The sequence below is a fragment of the Mesorhizobium sp. LSJC269B00 genome, assembly GCF_000502815.1.
Lineage (GTDB): Bacteria > Pseudomonadota > Alphaproteobacteria > Rhizobiales > Rhizobiaceae > Mesorhizobium.
The window spans coordinates 85675-112275 of the sequence record NZ_AYVN01000014.1 but is presented as its reverse complement, the minus strand read 5'-3'; the positions used below and the strand labels follow the sequence as shown (position 1 = coordinate 112275).

Sequence of the window (26601 nt, the reverse complement as noted above, 5' to 3'; positions counted from 1 at the left end):
TGCGTTACGAAACAGCCTTTTCGCGGACCGGAAGCTTCCAGCCCGGCCTGACAAAGTGGCAGGTATAGCCGTTGGGGTATTTCTCGAGATAGTCCTGATGCTCTGGCTCCGCCTCCCAGAAATCGCCCACCGGCGCAAGCTCGGTGACGACCTTGCCCGGCCACAGTCCAGAGGCATCGACATCGGCGATGGTGTCTTCGGCGACGCGCTTCTGCTCGTCGCTGGTGTAGAAGATCGCCGAGCGATAGCTCATTCCGACATCGTTGCCCTGGCGGTTCCTGGTGGTCGGATCGTGGATCTGGAAAAAGGATTCGAGCAATGTGCGAAAGCTGATCCTGGCCGGATCGAAAACGATCTCGATGGCTTCGGCATGGCTGCCGTGGTTGCGATACGTGGCGTTGGGCACATCGCCACCGCTATAGCCGACGCGGGTAGAGATCACGCCGGAATAGCGCCGGATCAAATCCTGCATGCCCCAGAAACAGCCGCCGGCAAGGACTGCACGTTCGGTGGACGTCGCCATATCATACCTCCATTGGATTGCTCCTTAGGTAGGCATTGTCGCTGGCTTCTTCCAGCATCTCAAGTGCATCACTCGTTGCCGGCCGAGCCGAACCGCCGCACGATGACCTCGAAGACGATGTCGGAAATCCACATGGCCGAGACGCCGATCAAAAAGGCGGCGGCGAGCGTCGTGGTGTCGTCGGCCGGATCGGGGATAGGCATGCCGGTTGCCCTGAACCAGGCGACGGCAGGCAGCGTCAGATACGCAGCCGCCAGCGCCCCGCAGATCGGCGAGGCAATCATCTCGCGCAGCTTGTAGCGATGGCGCGACAGTGCTCGCAGCACGCCGCCGGCTAGCCCGGCGGCGACGACCGGTCCCTTGATGCCGAGCATGTCGAAGAGGTCGTGCATCGGCTAAGGCCTCCATCCGCAGAGCTTTTGTCCCTTGCGGTTGTGCGCCAAGAGCGCTCTCGCCTCGGCGTCCGACAGGACGTCGACGGCTTCGGCCGACAGGCGCAGCGGGCTCGAAATCGCGCAGAAGCCGCCCGAAGCAGTCGTGCACCCGGCAAGCGCCACAAGCAGCGCAAGCATCAGTCCCTTGCCCATGATTTCAGCTCCTTTGAACAGCGTCCGCCGGCAATGCGCCGATGTCGTTCTGCACCTGCTCAGCGACCGCACGCGCCGCGGCCTCAGCGGCCGCCAGTTTGCCGCGCTCGGCCCTGGCGCCGGCCAGCCGCTGGTGAGCGCCCCAGCAAAGGGCGGCGATGACCGATGCCAGGAAGCCCAGCAGCGCTTTGTTGCCAAGCAGGACGGCGAGGAGCGCGCTCACAGCAGCCACCCGGCGACAAGCCCGGCGGCAAAGCCGATAGCATAGGGTTTCGCGGCTTCGAGATAGGCGATGAGCAGTTGTTGAAACCCTTCCATGTCAGTGCTCCCAGCCGGATTTGCGGGCCAGCCAGTGCCAGGTCTCGGTGACCGAGGCGATGGCGAGACCGGCGGCGATCTCCAGACCAGCTTGAATGTCGGGGTCGGAAGAAAATGCCGCCGCGTCGTCGGCGCCGAGCAGGCCACGCGCGACCAGAACACCGGCGCCGTAACGCAAGCCGATGCGGATGAAGACGGCGATCATGTCGAACTCCTTGCGAAATTGATTTCAGGATTTGAAGCAGCGCACGCCAGAATCGCAGGCGTTCGACGGGGCTGATCGGCCCGCCGGTAGACACCGGCATCGCACTGCCGGGCTTCGGCGAGAGCGCTGGTGGCTGGGCCGGGGGCCCGGCGAAGGTGGGGCCAACATCAACAGCGCCTGGGAACGGACCGACCGGATGCGATCGCTCCAACCCTTGCCGAAAACCGGCCAGGTGGGCAGCCGCCGCAGGAATGCCAGGCGGGCATCGCAAAGATCGTCGATGACTGCGCCCGGTGGCCTGGCGCCGACAGCTTTGAGCGTGGGCGGGCCGATCCTGCCGTCCTGTGCGGTGCCAACTGCCGCCTGCAGATATTTAGCCGCCCTGCCCGGCCCACTGTTCACGGCGAAGTCGAAGACGGCATAGTCGACACCGCCGGGAAGCTCGGCGCCCGCAGCGGCATCCCAATAGAAGCGGCGATAGACCGTCGCCACCTGAGCATCCGTGATATGGCGAAGGTCGTCCTTCGTCGCATCCGCCTTCACGTAGCGGCGGAAATTGGCCAGCGTCACGCCCTTCATGGTTGCGCCGCCGCGATCGGCCGGATTGTCGGACCAGCCGCCTTCCGATTTGAGGACGAGCGCAAGCGCCCGCGCGAAGTTGCGGTCCATGGGTAACCTCAGGAGATTGTGGAATTTAGCTCGGAGACTTTAGCCAGTCACAGATCACGCACAGGAGACGAGTGTCCTGTTGATCCTGACTGTGCCGACGGCATGTCGGTTGGCCAGCTATAACGCTTCCTCACGGGAGAGGAATTTTGGATGGAGCGGCTAAAGCGGGCTCACGGAAGCACTTCGCCGTCAAGGATGCGTTTATAGAGTTCCAGATAGGCCGTTGCGGCTTTCTGGATCGGAAATCTTTCGGCTGCCGATTCACGGCATGTTCGCGCGGAAATGCTGTTGATCTCATTGAGACCGTGAGCAAACTCGTCATCGGTTTCGAAGAAACGCCCGCTGTCTGCATCGACCGTTTCGGCAAGCGCACCGCACGGAGTGGTCAGCACAGGCGTTCCGCACAGCATTGCTTCGACCGCCGCCATGCCGAACGGCTCTGCCCAGGAGATCGGGTTAAGGAAGGCGTACGCCTCGCCGAGCAATCGGAGCTTTTCCTCGCCATCGACAGTGCCGTGGAAGCGGTAGCGCGGCGATAAGCTCTTGAAGAACAGAGACTCTTTCCGGGTTTGGCTGCGCCCGAGCAACTTCCACCTCGAGCCACCCGCAATATCGAGAGCGAAGTTAAATTTCTTCGCCAGATCGACGGCCCGGTTGAGGCCCTTCCCGGCCCTCGCGATACCGCCCAAAAACAACAGCCGCTCACCTTTCCGATCTGCCAGCCGGTAGGCATCCACAGGGAAGCCGTTGTAAACAAACGTTTCTCGATCATGATGATGCGCGTGACTGGCGCTGACGAAGCTGTAATTTTGCCCCTTCCTCGGGGCGTTTGGAACATAGCCGTGCAGAGTGTAAAGCGCACGATATGGGCTTTCTACATCGTACCAGCCGTTGAAATGCACGATGTCAGTATTGATAGGGATCGCCCCCAGACATTCCACTACTGACGCGGCCTGCCGGACCTCGCAACGCGGATGGGTGGAGCCCACTCCGGCAATGAGTGTGATTTCATGTCCGAGAGATGCGAGTGCGCTGGCGAGCCAATCGATTTGCCGCTGGGTGCCGCCATAGCCTCGACAGGGAATTTTGCCTTGCACTGCAATAGTAATATGCATGTTCCAACGTTTAGACCGTTGCTCACATTTCGCTAGCTAGGCCCACGCTCTCACAACGAGTTTCCAGCTAGCGTTCGTTATGTCGTTAAAACCTGTTCCAGCCTTGTTAAGGACTTTAAGTGCGCCAGCAGCATTACCAATCCGCACATTCAAATTGGTCGCATCTGGCACGATGCTAATAGCTTGAGCGGTCGCATCAGTTGTATTGAGAGATGGGTTAATGGGTATCTCGTCACCAACCGAATACCCCGAATTAACCGTAGTACATTGAATGAAGGCCGCATAGAGCTTCGGCTTCACCCCCAGCCCATGAGCCAACGTCAGCGACCCGCCGGATGTGATGGTCTGTTGCGGGCTTTCATAAAACTTCTGAAGCAACGCCGTGGACGACTGGACATAGCGTGCATCCTGTTCGGCCTGCGACCATTGCAGCTTGATCCATCCTCCCCAGGCACCGCCAGCCTGCCTGCGCCGCCATAGCTTTTGGTCTGCCGCCGTAGTGTCGTTGACGAAATCATGCACCGTCTGCGTCCGGTAGCCAGTGCTTCCGTGCGCTTCCACAAACCCCAGGAACCAATTTACGCCGTTTGGCGCATTAGCCGCCGCCGAGGCCATATACCAGCCATTGTCCAGGGCGTTGTTCCAATCGGTGATCGTCTGCGCGACGACACCAAGGTTGGGTCGGCTATCAAGTTTCAGATCAAATCCAGCCTTGACGAACCCCGTTGTAGCCAATTGCGTGGTATTCGTTCCAGGCGCTGCGGTCGGCCCCGTTGGCGTCCCGGTAAATGTCGGGCTGGCCTTCGGCGCCAGGCTGGACACCGCGATCCCACTATCCTTCCCCACCTTGCCCGTCGTGCCCGCGAAAGTGACAATATTGTCGGTTGCCGAAGACGCAGGCCCCAAAAAATCTCCTACTCCCGTCCCGTCGGCGCCTCTGTCGCCGGCCCGGTCGAACATCAGCCAGATGCCGTTGGCCGTCGTCGGCAAAGTGCCGGCGCCACTGACATAGGCGAGCGTCAGTTTGCGGTAGCGCGTCGCGGCCATCAAATCGTCGCGCAGTTTCACCACCTTGCCGTCCTTGCGATGGTAAAGCCGAAATTCCTCGAACCAGGGCAGCAGCGACGAGAACACCTTGAAGCGGCCGGACTGCATGCGGTCGAGCATCTCCATCAGCCCGGCCTCGACCGAGACCGAGCCGTCGGCGAAGCGGGCGTGGCCCGACAGCATGTTCAGCCCATGCGCGGAATATTGTCTGGCAAGTGCGGTGCCCGCCCCTTCCAGCGTCTCGCGGCGGCCGTCGCGCGGCCAGGCCCAGGGCAGCCACTCGCCCCACGGCTTCAGGGCCAGTACCTGCATGGCCGGCGTCTGCTGCGAGGCCCGCGCCGCCTTGGAGATATAGACGACATCGGCCTCCGTATCCCAGGCCAGCTCGACCGCGGCCGACGGATGGTCCCAGCCGAAATCGAGGGCGCCGATCCGCGGCCAGTAGCGCGGCAGCCGGAACGGCTCGCAGGCGATCAGCTCCTCGGCAATCGGAAAGATGCGGCCGGAGCCCAGCACCGGAATGCCCTTGGCCCTCGCTTCGCGCTCATGTTCGGGATAGGCGGCGATGATCGCGGCACGCTCGTCCGGCGAATAGTGTTCGACGTCGTCTATGGTCATGAAGGTGACGTGACGGGTCATGCAAGCATGCTCCAATAGAGTGTGGCCATTGATACCACCGCTCATCAATGCGAAGCTGACCCAAGACTTGGGGGAACACATGATTCGGATTGCAATCGTTGTCGCCATTGCCGCCAGTGCATCGGCATGCACCAGCCAGGCGAATGTTCCTTACGATACGAGTAAAAAAATCTGCAGAACCCGTACCGATCCAGGAACAGGGTTCAAACGCGAGGTCTGCGTCCCCGACACTCCCAATCAATCCTGTATGCTCTATATATACCAGTATACCGGTCGAGAGAAAATATTGTGCGGCCCATTAACGCGCAAATCGCCAACCGCCGAGGGTCGTGCCAGGCAGCTTGCGGGCACCAAATATCCCTGATTGGACTCATCAACTGCCTTTGATGCGGATCACCTTTGGCGCCTGCGCATCCATGAACATGTAGCACCTGCCAAGCAGCGCCTTTTTGCCGAGCTCATCGAACACATTCTGCCCCAGCGGCGTGATCAGCACCTCGCCCGTAGCCAGCCCATCCTGGTGGCGGGCCTCGATCTCTTGCCAATGCGCATTCGCAACGTCGGAAAGCACGACATTGAAGGCTGGATGATTGTAGCTGACCAGCACGTTGCCATCATCCATGTCGGACGGCTTCATGTCCGGGTGATAGTTGTAAATCATGGCAAGCGTCTGGATGGCGGCCATGGCTGCCGCCTCATCGGACAGGCCGGCTTCCGTCAGCACGCAGGTGCCGTTTTCAAGGATGGCAAAGTCACGGCCTCTGTCGAAGTAATAGCCGAACCGTTCCTCGATGCGATCGATGGGTTGTGAAAACGAGGGTCGCCATTTGGGCACCTGGGGCTTTGATACCTCAGCACCACCCGCCGGCGACACGACAAGCGACGACAAACCGCCTGTCAATACCTGCCGCCTGTTCATGGACTTGGTTCCTCGACAACCTAGCCACTAGTCGCGGTTCGCGATTCCGCAACGCGCCGAAACGGGAAAGCTTCGCTCTCATCTTTTCCTTTATCGCTTTATGCGGTAGGTCTTGCCGTGCATCGGCGACATCGATGCGTCTGGGCTGGTGCATTCTGCGCGGCCTGTACTCTACGCGGGTGGGACAGCCACTCTTTGCCATGACAGATCTATTTGAGGCGATGCGCCTGTCCGCCGAGGACAGCGAGGTTGCTCATCTTTTTTTCAGCGAAGGCGGTAAGATCCTGCTGCCACTCGGCAAATCGACAAATGCCATGACAGGTCAGGAGATGCTGGAGCGGCTGCTGTCGTCCCCGCATGATGACGATGGCGCGCTTGCCAACGACCTTCTCGGCGAGCTCGGCAAGACGGTGCCGTTGGAAAGCCTTCGTCTCCTGCTGACATCTGCCAATGCTGAGACGCGAGCGGCGGGTGCGTTTATTGCCACCTTTCAAAACCAGAACATAAGTTCGATGGTGGGTGAGCTGGCCGCGCTGCTTGGGGACAGCAACCCGCGCACGCGCTTCGATGCCGTGGAGTCTATCTTGCGATGCAGTACGCGGAACGATGGTCAGCATCTCGCGCAGGCGTTGTTTGCCCTTGATGATTATCACGATGGTGTACGCATGGGAGCCGTCAAATTTGTGCGCTTTGCAAAAGACTGGCAGTTAAAGCTTGCGCGTCAGCACGCCGCGTTGCTCAGGCCGCAAACGCCGTTTTCGGCGATCGCCGATATCTCCGGGCAATGGCGAGATGATGCATCAGGCATGATCCGTGCGATGCTCGACCATTCAGAGCCGGTAGTGCGCCGTTACGGCCTGGGGCTGGCCAGCCGGGCGAGGTTGGTCGTTGTTGACGCGTTCGTCGAATGGGCGCAGGCGTCCGCCGATCCTGAAATCAGCAAACTGGCAACCGATTGCATCGAGCACAACCAGATATCGCACCACGCCGTATGGCAATCATCATTGCCGGCAATCGCCTGAGGCACCGCTGATCTCGAGGTCAAGATGCGACGTGACAGGACGTAGAGCCTGCCGAACTGATTCAAAGTAATGTCGTATGATGTTGTCCGCGCACGATATTTGCGCCGGGCGTGGCGGTTCTTACCTTCTCCCCTTGTGGGGTGAGAAGCGGTCCGCGTGGCGGACGAAAAGCCAATTGCTTGGCTTTTCGAGCTTCGAACGCCCTGAGCCTGCGAAGGGCCGGGTGGTGGCCGATCCAACCTGCCGGGTCCCCGCCGCTCCGCAGCGTCCCGGCATTCGCCGGCCTTTCGTCGTGCCACTGGCACGACGATTCGCTTCGCGAACCAGCTGCTCACCCCACAAGGGGGGAAGGGAGAACCTCCTGCGCCGTCAAGAACCGCAACACCACGTCGCTCATGCCCAGCAGCGGCGTGAACGTCACGATGGTGATGCCGCCCGTCGCGTTGGTGCGGGTCAGGCCTTCGGAATAGATATCGAGCGGCGGCTCCTCGTCGAACCAGACGCCGTGCAGGGTTTCGCCCTGCCACTTTTCGCGGCCCTTCTCATAGCTCTTGAACGAAAGCACCGATTCATCGGCCTGCACGTCGCCGCCGCCGCCCCAGCGCACCACGATGCTGTCGAGCGCGCCCGGGGCGCCGCGGCCCATGGTCGTGTGCAGGATGGCGTTGGCCGGGATCATGCCGGTGCCCCATGCCGCCTGCTGCTGCGGCGGGCCGACCAGCACGCGCTGCGGGTTGTCGCGCGTGCCCTCGCCCGTCACGCCGGCAGCCCATAGCCTGACGGGGGTGTCGAAGGTCTTGCCCTGCCACCACGCGGGGTAGCGGCCGGTGAGATGCATGGCCCATTCGGCGCCGCCGGCCTTGGTCTTGCCGAGCTGGTTGCCGGCCATGAACAGACGTTCCCGGTTCTGCGCGCCGGCGGCGTGAAACTGCGCCTGCCTGGGATAAGGCCGGTAGGCGGCAAGCTGGTTAGTCCTGCGCCTGCGGTCCAGCTCCTGCAGCAGCGCCAGATAGTGGCGGCGCGTCTTCAGGCTGGTCGCCAAACGGCCCGAGGACGGCTTCGAAGCCACGGATGCGACGGCGGATCTCGTCATCGCTCAGGGCTTCCAGATTGTCAGATGAAACATGCAAATCCTTGGCCAGATCCTTGGGCAGCACCGATTGCACGATCTTCAGATACTGGTCGGGCTTGTCGGCCCGGACCGCGGCAATCACGCCGGCGCCATGGGCGCGGAAATCGGCGCGAACCGCGTCGAGGAAATCATCGCCAAGCGTCTTCTCCGTCCGCTTCGGCTTGGCAGCGGCGGCAGTCGCCTTGCGGCCAGGGCGCGCACGCGGCGCCGTCCGGTCAGCCATGATCCGAGATCCCGGCGGGCTCGGCGGTCGCTGCCTGCTTCGCCTGCTTTGCCGGCCTTGCCCGCTTGATCTTGCCGGACTTGATCTTGCCGGACTTGCGCCGTGCCGATTTTGGCCCTGACCGTTTTGGGGCGGCCTTGCGGGCTGCATCAGCGGCCGGCGCGTGGCGCTTTCCGGCAGACGCGGCTTTCAGGCTTGCCCTGGCGATCGCCCTTGCGTCGTGCGCGCCGCGCGGAAAGCCGAAGCCGCCGATGGCATCGACAGGACCACCGCGAACCATGCCGATCAGCACGCCCGGCACGACCGGCTCCATACGGCCGATGCGCGCCTGCGGGGCAGCGCCCTCGAACACGCCAATGGCGCTGACGACCTCGCGGCCGTCATCGTCGGTGATGATGGTGGCATAGCGGTTGGACAAGGGAGGCCTCGCGGATAAGGCAGAATGAACCGAGGATAGCGTTCCTTCACGCCCCCCTCTGTCCTGCCGGACATCTCCCCCTCAAGGGGGGAGATTGGCAGCTCCAGGGTCGCGACCAATTTGCAGCGCCGACGATTGGCGAAAGCAAGGCGGCAGTCCGATCTCCCCCCTTGAGGGGGAGATGGCCGGCAGGCCAGAGGGGGGTGCTGTCCCGCCGACATCCGATATCCGCACGTTGTGGGCATCAGGAAAACAAAACCCGCCTCGTGGGCGGGTCGGTGGCGCAAATCAGCACCATGGACAAATCATAGCAAAGCTGCCCTCACCCGTCAATGCAAAAAAGGAAATAATTCCTACTTCGGTCAAAGCCGCGTCTTGGCGCGGCCGCGCATTGCGCAAGGGCAGCATCGATGGGATGCTGCGTCTCGTCGGAGAGCGCAATGAGCAATGTGACCAGTCACTATGGCAGCGGCGGCATCGTCGAGCGCATCCTGTCGGCTGTGCCGGACGCCAGGGCCGGCAGCCTCGCGGCCGAACAACTCTATCCGTTCGACCAGCTTCATGGCCGCGAGCTGATCGCCACGCAGGACCATGCCGCGCGTCTTGCGCCCTCCGCCGGCGATCGGGTTCTGGACATCGGCAGCGGCATTGGCGGCCCGGCCCGGTTCCTTGCCGAGACCTATGGGTGCAGCGTCGACGGCGTCGACCTGACGCAGGCGTTCGTCGAGGCATCCCGCCGATTGACCGAGCTCTGCGGCCTCAGTGACAAAGTGCGTTTCCATGAGGCCGATGCGACAAGGCTGCCTTTTGCAGACGACACATTCGACGCGGCAATCTGCTTCTATGTCGGCATGAATATCGCTGACAAGGCGGCGGTCATCGGGCAAGCGTGGCGCGTGCTGAAGCCGAAAGCCAGGCTTGTCTGGACCGAGGCGGTGCTGGCGGACGGCGAGCCTCACTATCCCTTGCCTTGGGCGGTGTCGTCGGCGGCCAGCCATCTTGTCGACGGCGAGACCCTGAAGGCTCTGTTTGCTTCAGCCGGATTCCGGGTCGACGATGTCATCGACGAAACCGGCGATCACGTCGAGCTGGCGTTGAAACGGGCAAATTCCGGCATCGTGCCCTCGCCCGCCCAGCAGCAGGCCAATGAGATCGTGCTCGGCGCCGAGTTCGTGCGTCGGCGAAAAAACTACATAAGCAGCCTGAGCGAGGGAAAACTCGCCTCACTGGCCGTTATTGTTTCCAAGCCGGCATGAAACAAAAACCCGCCTCGGCGGCGGGTTGCTGGCGCAAATCAGCACCATGAAAAAATTATAGCATAGCTGCCCTCACCGGTCAAGATATGTCAGGAAATAATTCCTACATCGACATCGATCGGAGACTCGGCGATGCTAGCGCTACCACATCCGGCGTCAAGTCATATGCATATGTTCTAAAGTGCCATGCCGTCGGCGGATGTTGTCTGATAATTTGCCCTTTGGCATCAAGGGGGCAAAAGAAGCCATGTCTGAGGACAAAATCCGAAATATAAATCTGACCGCCGACATCGTCGCGGCATTCGTGCGCAACAATTCAGTGCCTCCGGATAGCCTGCCGGCGTTGATCGAGAGCGTCAATGCAGCGCTCGCGGCCGTGGACAATCCCGTTGCTCCGCCGCAACCTGCGCCTGAGCCCGCGGTCAACCGCAAGCGCTCGGTGACGCCGAATTTCATTTACTGCCTCGAGGATGGCAAGAAGTTCAGGTCGCTGCGGCGTCATCTCGGCTCCGCCCACGGCATGACGCCGGAAGCCTATCGCGCCAAATGGGACCTGCCCGGCGACTATCCGATGACGGCGCCCAGCTACGCCGCCAAGCGCTCGGAGCTGGCAAAGGAGTTCGGGCTCNAAGACCAAGGCGTAAAGGCACGCCCCCTCCGTGCCGTACGCCTGCTGGAGGACGATCATGGTGGCCGGAGAGCCCAATGACGTTCGCGTGGAACGTGTCGACCGCCGCCAATGGGCGGTGCTGGTTGCCGAGAATGGCACGGTGACCCAGCATCTGTTCATGGCCCAGGAAGCGGCCGAGGAGTTTGCCGACGGCGAGCGGACAAGGCTCGGCCTTCCCGCCAGGCCGCCGGCGGCGGATCCGCTGGCCTGAACAGTCCTTCAACCGGCTGCAGCATATCGCCGGCACTTGCGGCGGATCACAAGACGCAGCCTTCTACAGGCATCGACCGACTGGTCATTAGCTGGCTCTTATGGAACTCCAACTCGGGGGAGAGCGGGATGGACAAACCAGCCATGGCATCCGTGTTCAGGATGCGGCAAGCGCCAGCCACTGTTTCGGGCGTTCGCAGCGTCGGCCAAGGCCAGGCCGATCCGGTCATCGGCAGAAGGCCGCTCGGCGAGGCGATCCGCTTCGTCATCGACGCCCACCCCCATTACGACATCAGCGGTGTTTCGATCGCCTATGGCGACGGCGCCGCCCCGCGCCTCGGCAGCCGGGAGGTCAAGGCGCTGTGGGCCGAATATGGCCGCCGCTGGATAGAAGAGTAGCGCAGGCCATCGACGGACGCCTATCGCTTGTATCCCCGTCCGGATCGTAACAGCGGCTCATGCGTTGAGCCTGAGCCAAATGGGAGCAACAGCCATGAACGTCGCCAATCTGCAACTCGAAGGCCTGCTGATGGCCGTCGCCTCGATCAATCAGGTGCTGGTGCGCAAGGGCCTGCTCACGGTGGAGGATATCGACATTGCGCTGCGCAAGGCCGAGGCCATGGAAACCGGCGAGGAGCGGTCCGACGGCATGTCGGAGTCCAACCGCGACGCCGTCAACTTTCCGATCCGACTGCTGGAACTGGCCAATCAATGCCAGCCGGAGGCGGACATGCCGTCCTTCTCGAAACTGGCCCGCATGGTCGGCCAGATGAAGGAACCCTACAACGACCAGATGTGAGGCGGTCTGCCGACGCGGGGCCTCACCCTCGGCCGAGCTTCGAGGCCAGCACGCTGCCCGGTCCATGCACGGCGGCGAACAACAAGCCGGCGGCGAACGGGAAATGGGACATGAAGGCGCCGACCTCGGCCTGGTTGCCGGTCCAGTGCGACGGACCGTGGAAGGCAAAGCCGAGGAAGACCACATAGACGGCGGCGACCAGGGCAGCCGGCGTGAAGAATGCTCCGGTCAGCAAGGCGATCACCAGCAGCGTTTCGAGGATCGCGGCGCACCAGGCCAGAAACAGCGGGAACGGGAAGCCGGCGGCGGCGATGTAGCCGGCAGTCATGCCCATGTCCGTAAACTTGAGGGCTGCCCCCATCGCGAACATGGCGGCCAGGGTCAGGCGGGCGATGAGAAGGGCCGCAGTCTGCCACGGCGATTGAACGGTTTCCATGATGTCCTCCAAGATTTGCTAGGGGTTTCGCCCCAAGGACGGGCGCGACGCCGCCGATCCGACATCGTCCCGCAAAATTCTTTCCCGGCGAAGCAGAACTTCTGAAAAGGCCGCCGCTTGCGGGCAAGCCTGATTGCCGCCCGCTCAGAGCTTCGCCATCAGCTCCCGCCCCAACCGCTTCGGCGGCTCGGCGCGCAGCACCACATTGGTCGTCACCGCGCCGTAGCGGCCGATGGCGTCGACGATGCTTTCGAGGTCGGGCGGCGACGGGACGACGACCTTGACCAGAAAACAATCCTCGCCGGTCACCCGCAGCACCTCAACCACTTCCGGCATGGCCGCGAATTTCTTCAGGCAGGTCTGGATGTGCTCATGCGTGGTGCGCAGGCGGATCATGGCCATGGTGCCGAGACCGAGGGCGGTGGGATCGATCGCAGCGCGGTAGCCGGCGATGATGCCGCGCTCCTCCAGCCGCTTCACCCGCTCCGACGTCGCGGGCTGGGACAGGCCGACGCGGCGGCCGAGTTCGGAAATGCCGATGCGGCCATCCTCCTGCATGATCTCGATGATTGCCATGTCGGTGGGGTCGAGCCGTGGCCGGTAATCGCCGTTTGCCATGAACACCTTCAATCCATCGGAATTCTTCGTCGCTTTCCGATGATCTCTCATTCCGCGAACAAGGAGAAGCCCTAGGATTGGGACATCATCTGCGGCGAAGAAACAGGATTTTCCATGACCGACTTCATCATTCTGCCGGGCAGCGGCGGATCGGGCGAGGCCCACTGGCAGACACGCTGGCAACAGGCCGACCCGGCGATGCGCCGCTTCAGCCCGGCAAGCTGGGAGCTGCCGGATTTCGACGACTGGGTGGCGGCGCTGGACGTCGCGGTGTCACAGGCACAGACCCCGCCGGTGCTCATCGCCCACAGTCTCAGCTGCCTGCTGGTCGCGCATTGGCAGGCGGTGTCGAGCCGTCGGATCGGCGGGGCGTTTCTGGTTGCGGTTCCCGACCCGGCCTCGCCGGTCTATCCCGCTTACGGAATTCCCTTCGCCGATACGCCGCGCGGGCCGCTTCGCTTCCCCTCGCTGATCGTGGCCAGCACCGACGATCCCTATGATCCGAACGGCTATGCCGGTGAGAAAGCCACACAATGGGGCAGCGAACTGCACATCGCCGGGCCGCTTGGTCACATCAACAGCAATAGCGGGCTGGGCGACTGGCCGGCGGGAATGGAGCTGCTGACGGCCTTCGTGAGAGAGAGACAGGCCGACCACGCAATCGCACCGTAGGCGCCCGAAGCGTGCGCGCGGGCTTGCCCCGACTTGTCCCGCCAGCTATCTCTCGGGAGGGGCCTTTGTGAGGGAGCCTGCGAATGGTGTCCGTCCGATATCTGGTCCGCGATGTCGATCTGTCCATCGCGTTTTATACGAGCCATCTGGGCTTCGCGCTGAAGCAGCAATTCGGTCCGGCGATGGCCATCCTGACGCGCGGCGACCTTTCGCTCTGGCTCGCCGGCCCCCTGGCGTCGGCAGCCAGGCCGATGCCGGACGGCCGGACACCCGAGCCGGGCGGATGCAACCGCTTTGTGCTCGAAGTCGAGCAATTGCCGGCAGTCGTGACTGAGATGCGAGAGGCCGGCGTGGGGTTCCGCAACGAGATCGTCGAAGGTCCGGGCGGGCGACAGATTCTTTGTGAAGATCCGTCCGGCAACGTGATCGAGCTGTTCGAGCCCAGCTAGGCTTCGGCCGTCGCCTCGGATTCGGCGCCGGGCTTTGCCTGGCCTTCCCACTGCCGCTCCGCCTCTGCTTTGCGCTTCGGACAATCCTCGTAGTCATGCTCTCGCGAACCGCAATAGGAGCAGCATTTTGCCGGCGTGTCGGTTCGAAGCATTGTGGCCATGCACAAGAATGCACGAAAATTCATCCGGTTGCAGCAGCGTCTGCGACGTCGCTGCTGGGATGCGTGACCGCCAGCCTGGCGACGCCGCTCAATAGCCGCCGCCGAGGATCGGCAGAATCTCGGCGGCAGACATTGCGCGCGGCGCGTATTCGTCCGGCCTATATCAAAGTTAAATGCGGATGGTGGGGGTGAGGTGGTAGGTGATCGCGATGGGGGGACTCTCAACGCGCTCGAGGTGTCCCATGGACGTTCGAAATCTGATTGCCAAATTGTCAGCCGCGGTATTGCACCGCCGCGCCGCGTCTTCGCCGATACTGTTCAGGCCGATCCGCAACTCGCTCGCCGACATCCCGTTGAAGCCGGCGCCGCGGCCGCCTTATCGTCCGCATCGGCCGATCTGGCCGGCAAGCAACATGTAGCTCGCCGGGCTGCAACCAGTTTGTGATTGCCTCGTTTATGGCGATCCCGTTTTCAAGGAGGCAAGTGATGAGATCGATCCGGGCGAGACGCGAATGGTTTGGATGGTGAGCGCATGAGCCGTTTTCTGCCCCTGACGATCAGATTCGTGGACGGAAGCGCGATGACGGTGTCGTCGATCGCCGACGCCAGGAGGGCGCTAGGCGGAACATGGAAGAACAAGCAGACGGCGGCCTACAAGGCGGCCGACAGGCTGGTGGACGACGCGTTGAACGGCATTTGCCGCCCGGACATCGCCTTTGCCGCTTTCCAGAATGCCGCCGCCCAACAGGGCTTGCTGAAGCCGGCCAAGCCAAGTGCCGCCCTTGCCATGCTCGACGAATTGGCGTCGCTGGATGGGCATCGTTGAAAGACCGGCTGACGGATTGCCTGCGATGTCATGGCGAACGCCGGATGGCCTATCTCGGCTCGCGATTCATGCTGAGATAAGTCGGGTCGAACTCGGCGATTTCCACCAGCTGCTGCCAGTCCAGAATGGTTACCATGTAATTCGCCCAGCCGATCACACCGATCTTGCGCAGCGCGCCGATGACCCGGTTCATGTGGACGACCGAAAGCCCAAGCACATCGGCCAGTTCCGCCTGCGACAGGGGAAGCCGGAAACTCATGCCGTTGGTCTGCTTGACGACCTGGAGCCGCACGAACAGCTCGCACACAAGATGCGCCAGGTGCGAAGTCTTGGACCGCCGGCCCATGGCCACGATCCATTCCCGATGGATGGCGCCATCGACGAGCGTGTCCAGCCAAAGCAAGCGGCTGAGATGAGGCGCCTGTTCGGTGATCGTCCTTAGCCGACTGTGGTCGGCGGCGATCACCCGGCATGGCGACAAAGCGATAATGCCATGGTCCATTGTCTTGAGCAGGAAGGCGTGCAAATCGACAAAATCGCCTGGCACCTGCAACGAGGTGAACTGGCGGCCGCCATCCTCCAGCACTTTGTAGCGCGCCGCCAGACCCTCGATGATGAGCGTGCTGTAGCCTGGCCTCGATCCCTCGGAAACGATGTCCTGACCGGTGGCAAAATCCATCTCGATGGTCATGGCGGCGGCCAGCAGCCCCTTTTCCTGCTCGGACAAAGCGTCATGCTGGCCAAGGTTGAGATAAAGCGGTTCTAGCATCGAGGATCCAGTTCGAGATTTCGTGGACATTGGTGGCCTAGCCAAACGCCGGAGATCGGGTGCGGTTGCAATCGGCCGGCACGGCGACGGCTCCTGGCAGTAAATCTGCTCAGGACACAGTCGCATGGAACCATGGGTGCGGGTTGGGATTTAATCCATGTCGCTCAAAAATGGCCCCGATTTTGAGACAACGACATGCATAAAAACACAGACCTGAAGCGCGTCGCCTGCGCCCTTTCAACCGCGACGCGCTTTAGCGTTCTCCAGCAGGGATGCTTGCACACATGGAACGGTTCTACTTCGACTTGTACAACGCCGAGACCCAGATTGACGAAGAGGGGCAGTTTTTTCCCAGCCGGGAGCGTGCGGGAGCCGAAGCGCTGCGCATATTGCACGATGTGGCGCGCGACGAGATTCCGGAGGGCGACCACCGGCGGATCACCGTCAAGATGCTGAACGAGAACAGGGAGCAGATATTCGAAGCGTCGCTGACCATGGCGTCGCTGTGGAGTTGAACTCGTCGACCCTGTCGAGGACTGTATGGAACCTCTTGCCCTCCCCTCTGTTTCCTAAGGAGGGGCCAGCGGCAGAAGCTGCCCGGCTGATTGACTGGAGGCATCTATGTCCTTGCAAAAGCTTCATCCCGAGCAGGTCGACGACACACGCAGGCTTGCCTATTCGACCTTTGCCCCGGCGCTGCTCGGTTCGCTCACCAAGCGTCTGGCGCGGTGTCAGGGCGTCAAGGAACTGGGCGCCCTCGAAAAGTCGCTCATCCGCCTGATCGAAGACTCTGATGTCGATGGGCCGCAAGCCGAGGCGATGAAAGAGTTCGCCATCGAGCTGGTGGTGTCGACGATATCGGAAGCCCGCGCTCACCCCGACACCAAGAGCGATGTGGAAGCCGTTGGCGAGCGCCGCGCCGAAGGCCGCTCCGAGAACCCGCAGACGCTCGAGGAGCAGTTGCAATCAGGGCTCGAAGATAGTTTTCCGGCCAGCGATCCGCCCGCCGTCGTCTCGACCGCCATTTCCGGCGCCTCGAAGGACCTTGTCGGCACCGACGAGGTGTTGCGCCGCAAGAAGGAGGCGGCGCAGCGAAAGCAGGAAAAGGCCGACGCCGGTTAGCCGGACAAGTCGCGCGAGCCCGAGGCGATGAGAAGCCGTCAGCCGAAGCGCTTTTCCGGCGACTGTCCGCTGGCCGGTGACTGTTCGCCGGCCCGCGCGACGATCGCCTCTAGCGGCTCCGGCCGGTGAAGCAGAAAACCCTGGCCATAGGCCACGCCCATGCCGCGCAAAATGTCGAGCGCTTCCTGCTGTTCGATCTTTTCGGCCACCACCGCGCAGCCGAGACTTTTGGCGATGCCCGCTATGGCCGAGACGATCTCGCGGTCGAAACGGCTTTCCGCGATATTCTCGATGAACGAGCCGTCGATCTTGATCTGATCGACCGGAAAGCGCCGCAAATATTCGAACGAGCTCATGCCGGCGCCGAAATCGTCGAGGCTGACGCGGCATTGCCGCTCGCGCGCCTTGCGCACGAACTGCTCGGCGGCGTCGAAATTGGTGACGGCCGCGGTCTCGGTGATCTCGAAGCCGATGCCGGAATGCGGCGCCCCGGTCTCGGCGATGACGGCGTCGACGAAATCCCACAGCAGCGGATCGCTCAGCGTCTGCGCCGACAGATTGAAGCCGAGCATGATGGCGCCTGACCGCATCGCCTTGCCATGCTGCGAAAGCGCTGTCCTGATGATCCAGCGGTCCAGCCGCGAGGCAATGCCGAAGCGCTCGGCGACCGGAATGAATTCGTTGGGCGGGATCAGCTTGCCATTGCGCCCGGCAAGCCGCGCCAGCACCTCGACATGGCGGCTCTCCTGCCAGGGCTGGCCGAGCAGATGGATTTCCTGGCCGAACAGTTTCAGCCGCCCGTCATCCATGGCGTCGACAGTGTCGGCGGCGACACGCGCAGCGTTGAGGCCGCCGGAGCCCGACGCCGCATCGGCCGAAAACACCGCGAAGCGATTGCGCCCGGCCGCCTTGGCCGCATAGCAGGCGTCGTCGGCGCAGGCCAACGCATCGGCAACCGTGGTGGTGGTGTCCTCGACGAAGGCGATGCCGATGCTGGCCGCGAGTTTTCGCGAGGTCACCGGCAGTCCGAGGTCGGCGTCACGGACCGCCGCAAGGATGGCGCCGGCCAGCGCCTCGGCCTTGGCCGGTTGGCAATTGGGCACCAGCAGCGCGAACTCGTCGCCACCGAGGCGCGCGGCACGCGCCGATGCCGGCAGGCAGCCCAGAATACCGGCGGCCACACCCTTCAGCGCCAGGTCGCCGGCGGCGTGGCCGGCGAAGTCGTTGAGCGCCTTGAAGTAGTCGAGATCGACGTAAAACACCGCCAGCGGCAAAGCCCGCTCGGTGGCGATGTGCACGGCCAGCAGCCGGTCGAAGGCGGCACGGTTCAAGAGGCCCGTCAGCGCATCGTGGTGAGCGGCGTAGGCGAGTTCCCGCTCGCGTTTCTTGTCCTCGGTGATATCGCGCACGGTGCCGAGAATCTGGCCCGCTGTCTCAGGCGCCGCGATGAAGCGCACCAGCGATTCGACATGGCGGATTTCGCCGTCGCGCCTGACGATGCGGTATTGCGCGGCGACGACGCCGTCGGTCGAAAGCGGCGCCAGATGGGCGCGCTCTGCGGCATCCTTGTCGTCGGGGTGCAGATAGGAATGCCAGAGGTCGGCGGCCACCTCGTCGGTGTCGGCGACCAGGCCGAATATCTCCCTGGTGCGGGCGTCCCAATAGCTCTTGTTGGCGTCGATATCGTGATGCCAGATGCCGGTGCCGCTGGCCGCCAGCGCCAGGCGAAAGCGCACATTGACCCGCTCCAGTTCGGCTTCCGCCTCTTTCTGCCGGCTGATGTCAGTCTGCACGCCCATCAGCCTGACAGGCCTGCCCGTCTCGTCACGCTCGACAATGCCGCCGCGGTCCAGCACCCAGATCCAGTGACCGTCCTTGTGCTTGAGGCGCAGCTCGGTCTCGATCGAGGCGGTCAGGCCGGAAATGTGCCGCTCTCCGCTGGCCAGCGCCCGCTGGCGGTCGTCGGGATGCGTCAGCTTCAGCCAGAGGTCGTCGCTGTTGGCAAGCTCGCCATCCTCATAACCCAGCATGTGCGACCAGGTCGGCGAATAGAAACAGTCGCCGCTCAAAATATCCCAGTCCCATACGCCGAGATGAGCGCGTTCGAGCGCAAGCGCCCAGAATTCGCCGTTGCGTATTTTCTCTTCAGCCATGCCCTGGTTTCGCTCACTCCGTCGCCGCCACTATGCACGCAAGCAGAGAAGAAAGCGTTACCGGGTGCGCCGCGCCCACAGTGCGGACAAGGCCTGCAATCGTGCCGGACCATGCCGTAAGGCGTCATCATGCGATTGGGGCTCGTCATGCCATTGGCGCCCTGATTGGAACCGCCCTGGCCGGGCCTGGCTCGACGATCCTTATCGCGCGGCGGCGCGCATTGTCCTCGAGCAGGCCGCGCAGTTCCTCGCGGCCGCGCGCGATGCGCGACATCAGCGTGCCGGCCGGCACGCCGAGCATCTCGGCGGCCTCGGCATAGGAGAAGCCTTCGATGGCGACCATGGTCAGCGGGGCACGGCGGTCGGGGCTGATCGCCTGCAGCGCGTCGATGATCTCGCGGGCCGCGACATTCTCCAGCTGGTCGGCGGGAGAGGCCTGCACCTCGCCGGCCTCCAGCGGCAGCATCGAGGCCTCGCCTCGCCGGTTCACCTTGCGCATCTGGTCGATGAACAGATGATGCATGATCGTGAACAGCCATTTTCGCGGGCTCTCTCCCGTCTGCCAGTTGTCCAGCCGCAGCAGCGCCCGCTCCAGGCAGTCCTGGACGAGATCGTCGGCGGAATCGCGGTCGCGCAGCAGCGAGCGCGCATAGCGGCGCAGGCGCGGGATTTCGTCGAGAATTGCTCTCTGCTTTTCGTCCATGACCTTTTGTCTTCGTTTCGGCATGCCGTTGCCGCAAAACCGCTGCGCCCCCGGGTGAGGACAGCTTTGGCTGATCTGAAAAATTCCTCTGTTCATGCCTGTCGTCGGCTCCAAAAACGCTGGGCACTTTTGGGCGACAGGCATGACGCGCTCAGCGCGGCGCGGCGTCGATGGTGACCCGGTGTGGGTAGAAGGCGCCGTGGTCGCGAATTTCAGTCATCTCGTCGAAAGGCTGCTCATAGGCCCACATCGCGTCGTTGCCGGTTTCACCCGCCGGCAGCACGTTCCAGTAGCTGGCGTCGCCCTTGTAGGGGCACAGCGTCGACCGCTCCGTCTTCTTGAGCTTGCGGAAGTCGATGTCCTCGAACGGGATGTAGAAGGAGAAGGGATGGGGCGGCTCGGTCACCATTTTGGCTTTTGCCGAGGAAGCGATGATGGTGCCGTTTGCAAACACGACGACACGCCCGTTGAAGGGCTCGACGGTGATCACCTTGCCCGGATTGCGCCTGAAGCCGGGTGACGGGTTCGCATGCTGATCCATGACTGCTCTCCTCGTCCGCTGGTGGTTCGATGCCGGTCGACGGCGTCAGCTCTCACTGGTCACTGATGGGCCGGCGACAGCGGTCACACGCGACAGCTTCTGGCGCTTTTCGAGCTGTGGCTTTTCATAGGTCTTCTTCATCGTTCTTCCTTTTCTGACGTCTGGCAGCCGGTCCGCGCGGCTGCCGGTCGTGGATCATGGCTCCAAGGGACAACAGGCGCATCTCCCGTCCGGCCGATGCGCCGCCGAAGGAAATCCGGGCCAGCGTGGCAAGAACGATTCGCATGTGTTTCGCCGCGATCCGACGGCGGTGGATTTATCTCAGCCGGGACGGCCATGCTTGGGCCGGGCGGAACACGGTTTTGGCGAATGCGGCCCTGTCAGCACGACCGCAAGGCTTGGACAGGCGCGAACAGCTACCGGCGCGGCTATGGCGATGGCTGCTTGGCGCCGGTGCACGCCGCGAAATATCGATAATAAAGGACGACAGGTGAGACTCTACAAATCAAGATGATTTGCCAGATATTTTCGCCTTTTCGGCACGAGAAGCAAAATAAATTTTCGACAGATGAACTTTCACTTCGGGAAAATGTCCATTTCATCTCTGTTAACCAAATATTAACCAAAATTATCCGATACATACCGAAGTTATTCGCTGTCGTAATCCGAATCTAAGTTGTAATAATCATTGCACAGTTCGCTTCTGACATTACTGTATCGTTGATGTCTTGCGAAGCATGCAACGGAGGAGCTGTAGGAGTGAAATCCGGGTCAAGACTGTGTTGCGAGGAACGGTCTGCCCGACGGAGGAAACACGCATGAGATTGCTGAAATATGCGCTGCTGGCGGGAGCGTCGCTGCTTCCCATCCTGCCCGCGATCGCCGCGACCGCGACGGGCAGCATGAATGTCCGCATCACGATTACCGACGAATGCAAGGTGCAGACGGCGAGCGATCTCGATTTCGGCTCGCACGGTGTCATTGATGCGAATGTCGACCAGACCAGCACCATCAACGTGCAATGCACGACCGGCAAGTCCTACAATGTTGGTCTGAGCGCCGGAGCGGGCGCGGGCGCAACGGTTGCTGTTCGCAAGATGACCGGGCCGGCGTCGGCGACGATCGACTACACCATCTACAGGGAAAGCACCCGGACGCAGCTTTGGGGCACCACGATCCCCACCGACACGGTCGGCGGAACCGGCAACGGCGCCATTCAGCCGCTGACGGTCTACGGGCGTGTTCCACCGCAGACGACACCGGCGGCGGGCCTCTACACCGACACCGTTGCGATCACCATAACGTACTGACAATCGATACCAACACGAGGACGATCATGCGATCCATGCTTTCACGCATCGGAGCCACGGCTGTTCTGTTGCTGTGCGCCGGTCTCTCACAAGCCGCTTCGCTCAGGGTGGCGCCGACAGGTCTCGAGCTGATCTCGCCCGACGCCTCGGCGGTTCTCAACCTCAGCAACGATGACCCCAAGCGGCCGATCAATGTGCAGATACGCGTCTTCGCCTGGAGCCAGGCTGGCGGGATCGAGACGCTGACGCCGACTACCGACGTCGTCGCCAGCCCGCCATCGACCAAACTCGGACCCAATGCCCAATACGTGGTTCGCGTCGTGCGCGTGTCGAAGGCGCCGGTGCGGGCCGAGGAAAGCTACCGCGTCATCGTCGACGAGTTACCCGACCCGTCGCGCAAGAAGGCCGGTACGGTCGCGCTCGCGCTGCGCTACTCCGTGCCGGTGTTTTTCCGCGACGCCGATGCGGCCGCGCCGGCAGTCGCCTGGAGTGTTTCGCGCAAGGGCGGCAGTCTTGTGCTGACAGCCAGCAATACCGGTGAAAGTCGTCTCCGCTTGTCCAACCTATCCCTGACCCAGAACGGCAAAAAGCTCGGCAACCGAAACGGGCTCGTCGGTTATGTCCTGGGCGGCGCGACCATGCAGTGGCCGATCGGCAGCGGCAAATCACTGTCCGCGGGCTCCGTGCTTTTGAAGGCACAGAGCGATCTTGGACCCTTCGATGCCAACGTTGCCGTCAAGGGCAAGTAGCGTCGCTGTCATCGTCGCGGTTGCGACTTTCACACCTTGCTTGGCGGTGCGTTCGCAGGAATTTCCGGCCGTGACGAACCTCGAACAGCCGGCTTCCGTTTTGCCAGCGGGCCGCAGCCTCTATCTCGAGGTGTTCATCAACGACGTTTCGACCAAGCTGGTCGGCAATTTTATCGAGATGCCGGATGGTGGGCTGGCGGCGGCGCCCCAAGAGCTGAAGGAGGTCGGCCTGAAACCGCCGGAGGACATAGCCGACGCCGGCGGCCTGGTCAGGCTCGACCAGTTGGCCGACGTTTCGTTTCGGATCGATGAGGTAGCCCAGCGCCTCTACGTCACCGCCGCCAATGACAGCCGCGAGGCGCGCATGGTGGACCTCGGCTTGCGCTTGCAGGACCGGCCGGCGCCGCAATCGGGCTTGGGAGCGGTTCTCAACTATTCGCTGTTTGCCAGCTCCAACACATTGTTCGACAAGGACGTCGAGCTGTTCCAGGGCGTTTCCGGCGGCTTCGATGCGCGCGCGTTCAGCCCCTATGGAACGCTCAGCCAATCCTTCATCGCCGGCTATTCCGACGGCAGGCTGGGCGGCTTCACGCGGCTCAACACGACATGGAGCTATTCCGACCCCGACCGGCTGATGACCTATCGGGCCGGCGACTTCATCTCCGGTGGATTGTCGTGGACGCGTCCGGTCTATCTCGGCGGCATCCAGGCGCAACGCAACTTCCACCTGCGATCGGACCTGGTGACGCTGCCCCTGCCCTCCTTCGGCGGCACGGCGGCTGTGCCGTCGACGCTCGAGGTCTATACGCAGAACGTGCGCACCTATTCCGGCGACATCCAGCCCGGGCCGTTCCAGGTCACCAATCTGCCGGTGTTCACGGGCGCCGGACAGGCGCAGGTGGTGCTGCGCGACAGCCTGGGCCGCGAGACCACGGCCACCTTGCCGTTCTATGCCTCCAGCATGCTGCTGCGCCAGGGACTGCTCGACTTTTCCGTCGAGGCAGGGATGGCGCGGCGCAATTTCGGCATCTCCTCCGACGATTATGACGGCCGCGTCATGGGGGTCGCCAGCGCGCGTTACGGCGTGACCGACCGGCTGACATTGGAAGCCCATGCCGAGGGCGGCGCCGATCTGATCAATGGCGGCATAGGTGCTGCCTTCCCGCTCGGGGCATATGGCGCGGCTTCGCTGGCGGTCGCCGGCAGCCATCATGACCGGCGCACCGGCTCGCTGGTCGATGCCAGTGTCGAATTCGGCTATGACGGCTGGGCGATCAACGCCCACATGCAGCGGGCCTTTGGCGGCTATGAAGACATCGCCTCGGTGACGGCGGAGCCGGTTCTCGACCCCGACGACTTCACCCGTTTCAGCGCTGGCGTGCCGCGCTCGGTCGACCAGGTGACGCTCAGCGTGCCGATGCCGATCGATTTCTCCAGCCTTAACCTGTCCTATACGCATTTGAAGAGCGCCGAGGGCGAAAACAGCCAGATCGTCGGCCTGTCCTACAGCCAGGCGATCTTCAAGCGCAGCACGCTCTATGCCACCGCCTTCGCCGATCTCGACGACGACAGCAGCTATGGCGTGTTCGCCGGGATTTCGATCCCGTTCAACGACGAGATCTCGGCGTCGACAGGCGTCGAGCAAGGCCCTGAGGGCCTCAATGTCACTGCCGACCTCGCCAAATCGGAGCGGGCCGAGGACGGCAGCATCGGCTGGCGGCTGCGCACCTCGGAGGGCGAGGTCCCCAATCGTTCGGCAGCGGTCAGCTACCGCGCGCCGTTTGCGCGTTTCGAGGCCGGCGCCCAGCAATTCGACAAGGACTTTCGCGTGACCGGCCAGATGGACGGCGCCATTGCGGTCGCAGGCGGCGGGGTGTTCGCCACCAACCGCATCGACGATGCCTTTGCCGTTGTCGATGTCGGCACGCCTGATGTCGAGGTCTTGCATCAGAACCGGCCGGTAGGCAGGACCGACAGCAAAGGCCGCATCCTGGTCACCGGGCTCAACTCCTATGAGCTGAACACGGTCTCCATCGACCCGAAGAATCTACCAGTCGACGCGGATGTCCCGGCTACCAAGGAGACCGTCGTCCCAGCCGACCGCAACGGCGTCGTGCTGAAGTTCGGCGTGTCCGAGGCGGCGCAGGCCGCGCTGGTGACGCTGGTCGACTCGAGCGGAACGCCGCTCGAAGCCGGACTGTCGGGACGCGTCGATGGCGGCACTGAAGACTTTGTCGTCGGCTATGACGGGCAGGCCTACATCAAGGGCCTCGGCAAGCAGAATTCAGTGCAGGTCGAGCGCGCTGACGGCGGTTCATGCCGGGCAGAGTTTCCCTTCGAGGCGGCGCGCGGCCGGCAAGTGGTGATCGGGAACGTGGTGTGCCAATGAGAGCTGGAGGAAAAATGCTGCGCGCCGTAATCATCGCCCTGCTGCTGGTGCTGCTCCCGTCGCTCGCCCGGGCGCAGAGCTGCAGTTACACCGTCACCAGTTTGAATTTCGGCCTCATCGACACGCTGTCGGGCACCGCGGCGACATCGACAGCCACCTTCACCGCGACTTGCAGCGGCAGTTTGCCATTGCTGCTGCCCGTCCTGGTCTGTCCGCATATTGCCGCCGGCACCGGCGGTGCAACCTCGGCGGCGGCCCGGCAGATGGCGAGCGGCGTCAACAGCCTCAACTATCAACTCTATTCGGACCCCGCAATGAGCGTTGTCTGGGGCACCTATAACTGGGCCTATGCCTCGCGCCCGCCACCGCTGCTGCTGAGCCCCAATCTCTTCGGCAACTCAATCGACACCCTGACGCTCTATGGCCGGGTTCCCGGCGGCCAGGCGACCGTTCCGCCGGGCACTTATCTGTCGACATTTTCGGGCGGGCAACTCGAGTTCCGCTCCCGGACAACCCTGTTGAGCAGCAGCTGCAACACCGGCGCGGGCAACTTGGGCACCAGTCCGACCTTCACCATCAACGCCACGGTCGCGGCAAACTGCCTGGTCGCCACCCAGAACATCGATTTCGGCTCCAAGGGCGTGCTCGACGCCAATGCCGATGCCACCGGCCAGGTCTCGGTCACCTGCACGCCGTCGACCGCCTATACGGTCTCCCTGAATGGCGGCACGACAGGCGGCACGCCGACCAATCGCAAAATGTCGAAGGGCGGCGAGCGGGTCACCTACGGCCTCTACAAGGACATTGCGCGCGCGCAGCCCTGGGGTGATGCCGGAACGCCGGGAAGCACGGTGGCCGGCACCGGAACCGGTACGGCCCAGGCGCTCACCGTCTATGGCCGCGTGCCGCCGCAGACGACGCCCTCGGCCGGCGTCTACACCGACACGGTGGTGGTGACCATCACCTATTGATCGCGGCCCTCCTCGCCGTTGGCCGGCGCCAGCCAGCGCGCGTAAATCTCGCCGACGATGCCGCGGCGAAAGACCAGCACGCAGATCATGAAGATCAGGCCGGTGGCGATGGTCACCGGGAAGCCGGAGGTGGCGAGGGTGTTTTCCAGCCCGACTACCAGGCCGGCGCCGACTACAGGACCGACCATGGTGCCGATGCCGCCGAGCAGTGTCATCAGGATCACCTCGCCCGACATCTGCCAGGTGACGTCGGTCAGCGTCGCGAACTGGAAGACGATCGCCTTGGTGGCGCCGGCAAGCCCAGCAAGGGCTGCCGACATGACGAAGGCGGCGAGCTTGTAGCGGCCGACCGAATAGCCCAGCGAGATGGCGCGGTTCTCGTTCTCGCGGATCGAACGCAGGATCATGCCGAAGGGCGAGTTGACGATGCGCCAGACGGCGAAGACGCCGATGAGGAAGACGGCAAGCACGACGAAATACATGTTGAGCGTGACGTTGAGATCGACGATGCCGAACAGATGCCCGCGCGGCACGCCCTGTATGCCGTCCTCGCCTTCGGTGAACGGCGCCTGGACGCAGAAGAAATAAAACATCTGCGCCAGCGCCAGCGTGATCATCGAGAAATAGATGCCTTGCCGGCGGATGGCGAGGAAGCCCATGACCAGGCCGAGCACGGCCGCTCCGGCGGTGCCGAGCAGGATGCCGGCCTCGGGCGGCCAGCCCCATGCCTTGACGGCGTAGGCGCAGAAATAGGCGGCGGCGCCGTAGAAGGTGGCGTGGCCGAACGACAACAGCCCGGTGTAGCCGAGCAGCAGGTTGAAGGCGCAGGCAAACAGCGCGAAGCACAGCATCTTCATCAGGAAGATCGGATAGACGAAGAAGGGCGCGGCTATCAGCGCCAGTATGGCCAATGCCAGCAATACCCGCTCCAGCCGCACGGAGGCGGCGGTGCGCTGTTGGTGAAGGGTTGCCTCGCTCAT

General features: G+C 62.9%; 35 protein-coding genes and 1 pseudogene. 16 read left to right on the top strand and 20 right to left on the bottom strand.

The annotated features are described in order from the left end of the window. Positions 1-4: 4 nt before the first annotated feature. From msrA to X771_RS140250, 9 genes are all read right to left on the bottom strand, one after another. On the bottom strand, positions 5-523 hold the full coding sequence (msrA, locus tag X771_RS140230; RefSeq protein ID WP_023689881.1) for a peptide-methionine (S)-S-oxide reductase MsrA: 519 nt from the start codon (positions 521-523) through the stop codon (positions 5-7). Between the two features lie 68 nt (positions 524-591). Continuing rightward, positions 592-915, bottom strand: a complete 324-nt coding sequence (locus X771_RS140235) for a hypothetical protein (RefSeq protein WP_023689880.1) — start codon at positions 913-915, stop codon at positions 592-594. Between the two features lie 3 nt (positions 916-918). Further along, entirely contained in the window at positions 919-1110 is a 192-nt protein-coding gene (locus tag X771_RS140240) for a hypothetical protein (RefSeq protein WP_023671459.1), read from the bottom strand. 4 nt (positions 1111-1114) lie between these two features. Continuing rightward, positions 1115-1333, bottom strand: coding sequence for a hypothetical protein (locus X771_RS04595; RefSeq protein ID WP_023689879.1), 219 nt, complete (start codon positions 1331-1333; stop codon positions 1115-1117). 96 nt (positions 1334-1429) lie between these two features. After that, complete coding sequence (locus X771_RS1000000168355) at positions 1430-1633, bottom strand: hypothetical protein (protein WP_023689878.1); 204 nt, start codon at positions 1631-1633, stop codon at positions 1430-1432. A 24-nt stretch (positions 1634-1657) separates the two neighbouring features. Further along, entirely contained in the window at positions 1658-2302 is a 645-nt protein-coding gene (locus tag X771_RS01000000165420) for a glycosyl hydrolase 108 family protein (protein ID WP_023689877.1), read from the bottom strand. 170 nt (positions 2303-2472) lie between these two features. Beyond that, positions 2473-3417 (bottom strand): glycosyltransferase, encoded by a 945-nt coding sequence (locus tag X771_RS0134970; RefSeq protein ID WP_023723553.1) that lies wholly within the window; start codon positions 3415-3417, stop codon positions 2473-2475. A 36-nt stretch (positions 3418-3453) separates the two neighbouring features. Further along, positions 3454-5103 (bottom strand): terminase family protein, encoded by a 1650-nt coding sequence (locus X771_RS1000000169445; RefSeq protein WP_023689874.1) that lies wholly within the window; start codon positions 5101-5103, stop codon positions 3454-3456. A gap of 373 nt (positions 5104-5476) precedes the next feature. Then, complete coding sequence (locus tag X771_RS140250) at positions 5477-6022, bottom strand: hypothetical protein (protein WP_023689873.1); 546 nt, start codon at positions 6020-6022, stop codon at positions 5477-5479. 134 nt (positions 6023-6156) lie between these two features. Between X771_RS140250 and X771_RS140255 the strand changes: the two genes are divergently transcribed. Next, a complete protein-coding gene (locus X771_RS140255; protein WP_156936037.1) occupies positions 6157-7044 on the top strand; it encodes a hypothetical protein in 888 nt (295 codons plus the stop codon). A gap of 331 nt (positions 7045-7375) precedes the next feature. Here the strand turns inward: X771_RS140255 and X771_RS140260 are convergent, their stop codons facing one another. From X771_RS140260 to X771_RS140265, 3 genes are read right to left on the bottom strand one after another with little or no spacing between them, the layout of a single operon-like run. Next, the gene (locus X771_RS140260; protein ID WP_245262759.1) at positions 7376-8113 is read right to left on the bottom strand and encodes a terminase family protein; all 738 of its coding nucleotides are present in this window, start codon (positions 8111-8113) and stop codon (positions 7376-7378) included. Further along, positions 8013-8399 (bottom strand): hypothetical protein, encoded by a 387-nt coding sequence (locus X771_RS1000000167365; RefSeq protein ID WP_023689870.1) that lies wholly within the window; start codon positions 8397-8399, stop codon positions 8013-8015. The genes X771_RS140260 and X771_RS1000000167365 overlap by 101 nt, the downstream gene beginning before the upstream one ends. After that, positions 8392-8817, bottom strand: a complete 426-nt coding sequence (locus tag X771_RS140265) for a hypothetical protein (protein ID WP_023689869.1) — start codon at positions 8815-8817, stop codon at positions 8392-8394. Before X771_RS140265 ends, X771_RS1000000167365 begins: the two co-directional genes overlap by 8 nt. Positions 8818-9257: 440 nt before the next feature. On the opposite strand from X771_RS140265, the gene X771_RS140270 reads away from it, so the two are divergent. From X771_RS140270 to X771_RS140290, 5 genes are all read left to right on the top strand, one after another. Further along, a complete protein-coding gene (locus X771_RS140270; RefSeq protein ID WP_023689868.1) occupies positions 9258-10073 on the top strand; it encodes a class I SAM-dependent methyltransferase in 816 nt (271 codons plus the stop codon). Positions 10074-10320: 247 nt separating this feature from the next. Next, positions 10321-10782 carry a MucR family transcriptional regulator gene (locus X771_RS140275; protein ID WP_050587487.1) on the top strand — a complete coding sequence of 154 codons (462 nt, stop codon included), beginning with the start codon at positions 10321-10323 and terminating at the stop codon, positions 10780-10782. Beyond that, on the top strand, positions 10760-10954 hold the full coding sequence (locus tag X771_RS140280; RefSeq protein ID WP_023689866.1) for a hypothetical protein: 195 nt from the start codon (positions 10760-10762) through the stop codon (positions 10952-10954). Before X771_RS140275 ends, X771_RS140280 begins: the two co-directional genes overlap by 23 nt. Before the next feature lie 128 nt (positions 10955-11082). After that, a complete protein-coding gene (locus X771_RS140285; protein ID WP_023689865.1) occupies positions 11083-11352 on the top strand; it encodes a hypothetical protein in 270 nt (89 codons plus the stop codon). A 94-nt stretch (positions 11353-11446) separates the two neighbouring features. Next, positions 11447-11752 (top strand): hypothetical protein, encoded by a 306-nt coding sequence (locus X771_RS140290; RefSeq protein WP_023689864.1) that lies wholly within the window; start codon positions 11447-11449, stop codon positions 11750-11752. 22 nt (positions 11753-11774) lie between these two features. On the opposite strand, the gene X771_RS140295 is transcribed toward X771_RS140290, so the two are convergent. Next, positions 11775-12188, bottom strand: a complete 414-nt coding sequence (locus X771_RS140295; RefSeq protein ID WP_031203112.1) for a DoxX family protein — start codon at positions 12186-12188, stop codon at positions 11775-11777. Between the two features lie 144 nt (positions 12189-12332). Next, positions 12333-12806, bottom strand: a complete 474-nt coding sequence (locus X771_RS140300; protein ID WP_023693744.1) for an Lrp/AsnC family transcriptional regulator — start codon at positions 12804-12806, stop codon at positions 12333-12335. 114 nt (positions 12807-12920) lie between these two features. On the opposite strand from X771_RS140300, the gene X771_RS140305 reads away from it, so the two are divergent. Both X771_RS140305 and X771_RS140310 read left to right on the top strand, forming a co-directional pair. Then, complete coding sequence (locus X771_RS140305; protein WP_023689861.1) at positions 12921-13478, top strand: alpha/beta hydrolase; 558 nt, start codon at positions 12921-12923, stop codon at positions 13476-13478. 83 nt (positions 13479-13561) lie between these two features. Continuing rightward, a complete protein-coding gene (locus tag X771_RS140310; protein WP_023689860.1) occupies positions 13562-13927 on the top strand; it encodes a VOC family protein in 366 nt (121 codons plus the stop codon). Here X771_RS140310 and X771_RS140315 read toward each other — a convergent pair. After that, entirely contained in the window at positions 13924-14088 is a 165-nt protein-coding gene (locus X771_RS140315; protein WP_023671439.1) for a hypothetical protein, read from the bottom strand. The genes X771_RS140310 and X771_RS140315 overlap by 4 nt on opposite strands. A gap of 242 nt (positions 14089-14330) precedes the next feature. Here X771_RS140315 and X771_RS1000000168350 point away from each other — a divergent pair, with 242 nt between their 5' ends. Together X771_RS1000000168350 and X771_RS140320 are read left to right on the top strand one after the other, a co-directional pair. Beyond that, on the top strand, positions 14331-14507 hold the full coding sequence (locus X771_RS1000000168350; RefSeq protein WP_023671438.1) for a hypothetical protein: 177 nt from the start codon (positions 14331-14333) through the stop codon (positions 14505-14507). 113 nt (positions 14508-14620) lie between these two features. Then, positions 14621-14914: a DUF982 domain-containing protein gene (locus X771_RS140320; protein ID WP_023685943.1), complete on the top strand. Its 294-nt coding sequence runs from the start codon at positions 14621-14623 to the stop codon at positions 14912-14914. A 49-nt stretch (positions 14915-14963) separates the two neighbouring features. Here the strand turns inward: X771_RS140320 and X771_RS140325 are convergent, their stop codons facing one another. Beyond that, positions 14964-15683 (bottom strand): Crp/Fnr family transcriptional regulator, encoded by a 720-nt coding sequence (locus X771_RS140325; protein WP_023671436.1) that lies wholly within the window; start codon positions 15681-15683, stop codon positions 14964-14966. A gap of 284 nt (positions 15684-15967) precedes the next feature. Between X771_RS140325 and X771_RS140330 the strand changes: the two genes are divergently transcribed. Both X771_RS140330 and X771_RS140335 read left to right on the top strand, forming a co-directional pair. Then, positions 15968-16198, top strand: coding sequence for a hypothetical protein (locus tag X771_RS140330; protein WP_023804964.1), 231 nt, complete (start codon positions 15968-15970; stop codon positions 16196-16198). A 106-nt stretch (positions 16199-16304) separates the two neighbouring features. Further along, a pseudogene (locus tag X771_RS140335) lies at positions 16305-16727 on the top strand (hypothetical protein); the annotation flags it as partial. A gap of 116 nt (positions 16728-16843) precedes the next feature. Here X771_RS140335 and X771_RS140340 read toward each other — a convergent pair. The 3 genes from X771_RS140340 to X771_RS140350 form a co-directional block, all read right to left on the bottom strand. Continuing rightward, positions 16844-18958, bottom strand: a complete 2115-nt coding sequence (locus X771_RS140340) for an EAL domain-containing protein (protein WP_023689857.1) — start codon at positions 18956-18958, stop codon at positions 16844-16846. A 145-nt stretch (positions 18959-19103) separates the two neighbouring features. After that, the gene (locus X771_RS140345; protein ID WP_023689856.1) at positions 19104-19661 is read right to left on the bottom strand and encodes an RNA polymerase sigma factor; all 558 of its coding nucleotides are present in this window, start codon (positions 19659-19661) and stop codon (positions 19104-19106) included. A 151-nt stretch (positions 19662-19812) separates the two neighbouring features. Further along, on the bottom strand, positions 19813-20202 hold the full coding sequence (locus tag X771_RS140350) for a DUF427 domain-containing protein (RefSeq protein WP_023689855.1): 390 nt from the start codon (positions 20200-20202) through the stop codon (positions 19813-19815). Positions 20203-21020: 818 nt separating this feature from the next. Here X771_RS140350 and X771_RS140355 point away from each other — a divergent pair. From X771_RS140355 to X771_RS140370, 4 genes are read left to right on the top strand one after another with little or no spacing between them, the layout of a single operon-like run. Beyond that, entirely contained in the window at positions 21021-21512 is a 492-nt protein-coding gene (locus X771_RS140355) for a spore coat U domain-containing protein (RefSeq protein ID WP_023685937.1), read from the top strand. Positions 21513-21538: 26 nt separating this feature from the next. After that, a complete protein-coding gene (locus X771_RS140360) occupies positions 21539-22261 on the top strand; it encodes a molecular chaperone (protein WP_023715167.1) in 723 nt (240 codons plus the stop codon). Further along, positions 22233-24650 carry a fimbria/pilus outer membrane usher protein gene (locus X771_RS140365; protein ID WP_031203110.1) on the top strand — a complete coding sequence of 806 codons (2418 nt, stop codon included), beginning with the start codon at positions 22233-22235 and terminating at the stop codon, positions 24648-24650. The genes X771_RS140360 and X771_RS140365 overlap by 29 nt, the downstream gene beginning before the upstream one ends. A gap of 14 nt (positions 24651-24664) precedes the next feature. Beyond that, positions 24665-25621 carry a spore coat protein U domain-containing protein gene (locus X771_RS140370; protein ID WP_023689851.1) on the top strand — a complete coding sequence of 319 codons (957 nt, stop codon included), beginning with the start codon at positions 24665-24667 and terminating at the stop codon, positions 25619-25621. Here X771_RS140370 and X771_RS140375 read toward each other — a convergent pair. Next, positions 25615-26601, bottom strand: a complete 987-nt coding sequence (locus X771_RS140375) for a branched-chain amino acid ABC transporter permease (RefSeq protein ID WP_023689850.1) — start codon at positions 26599-26601, stop codon at positions 25615-25617. The genes X771_RS140370 and X771_RS140375 overlap by 7 nt on opposite strands.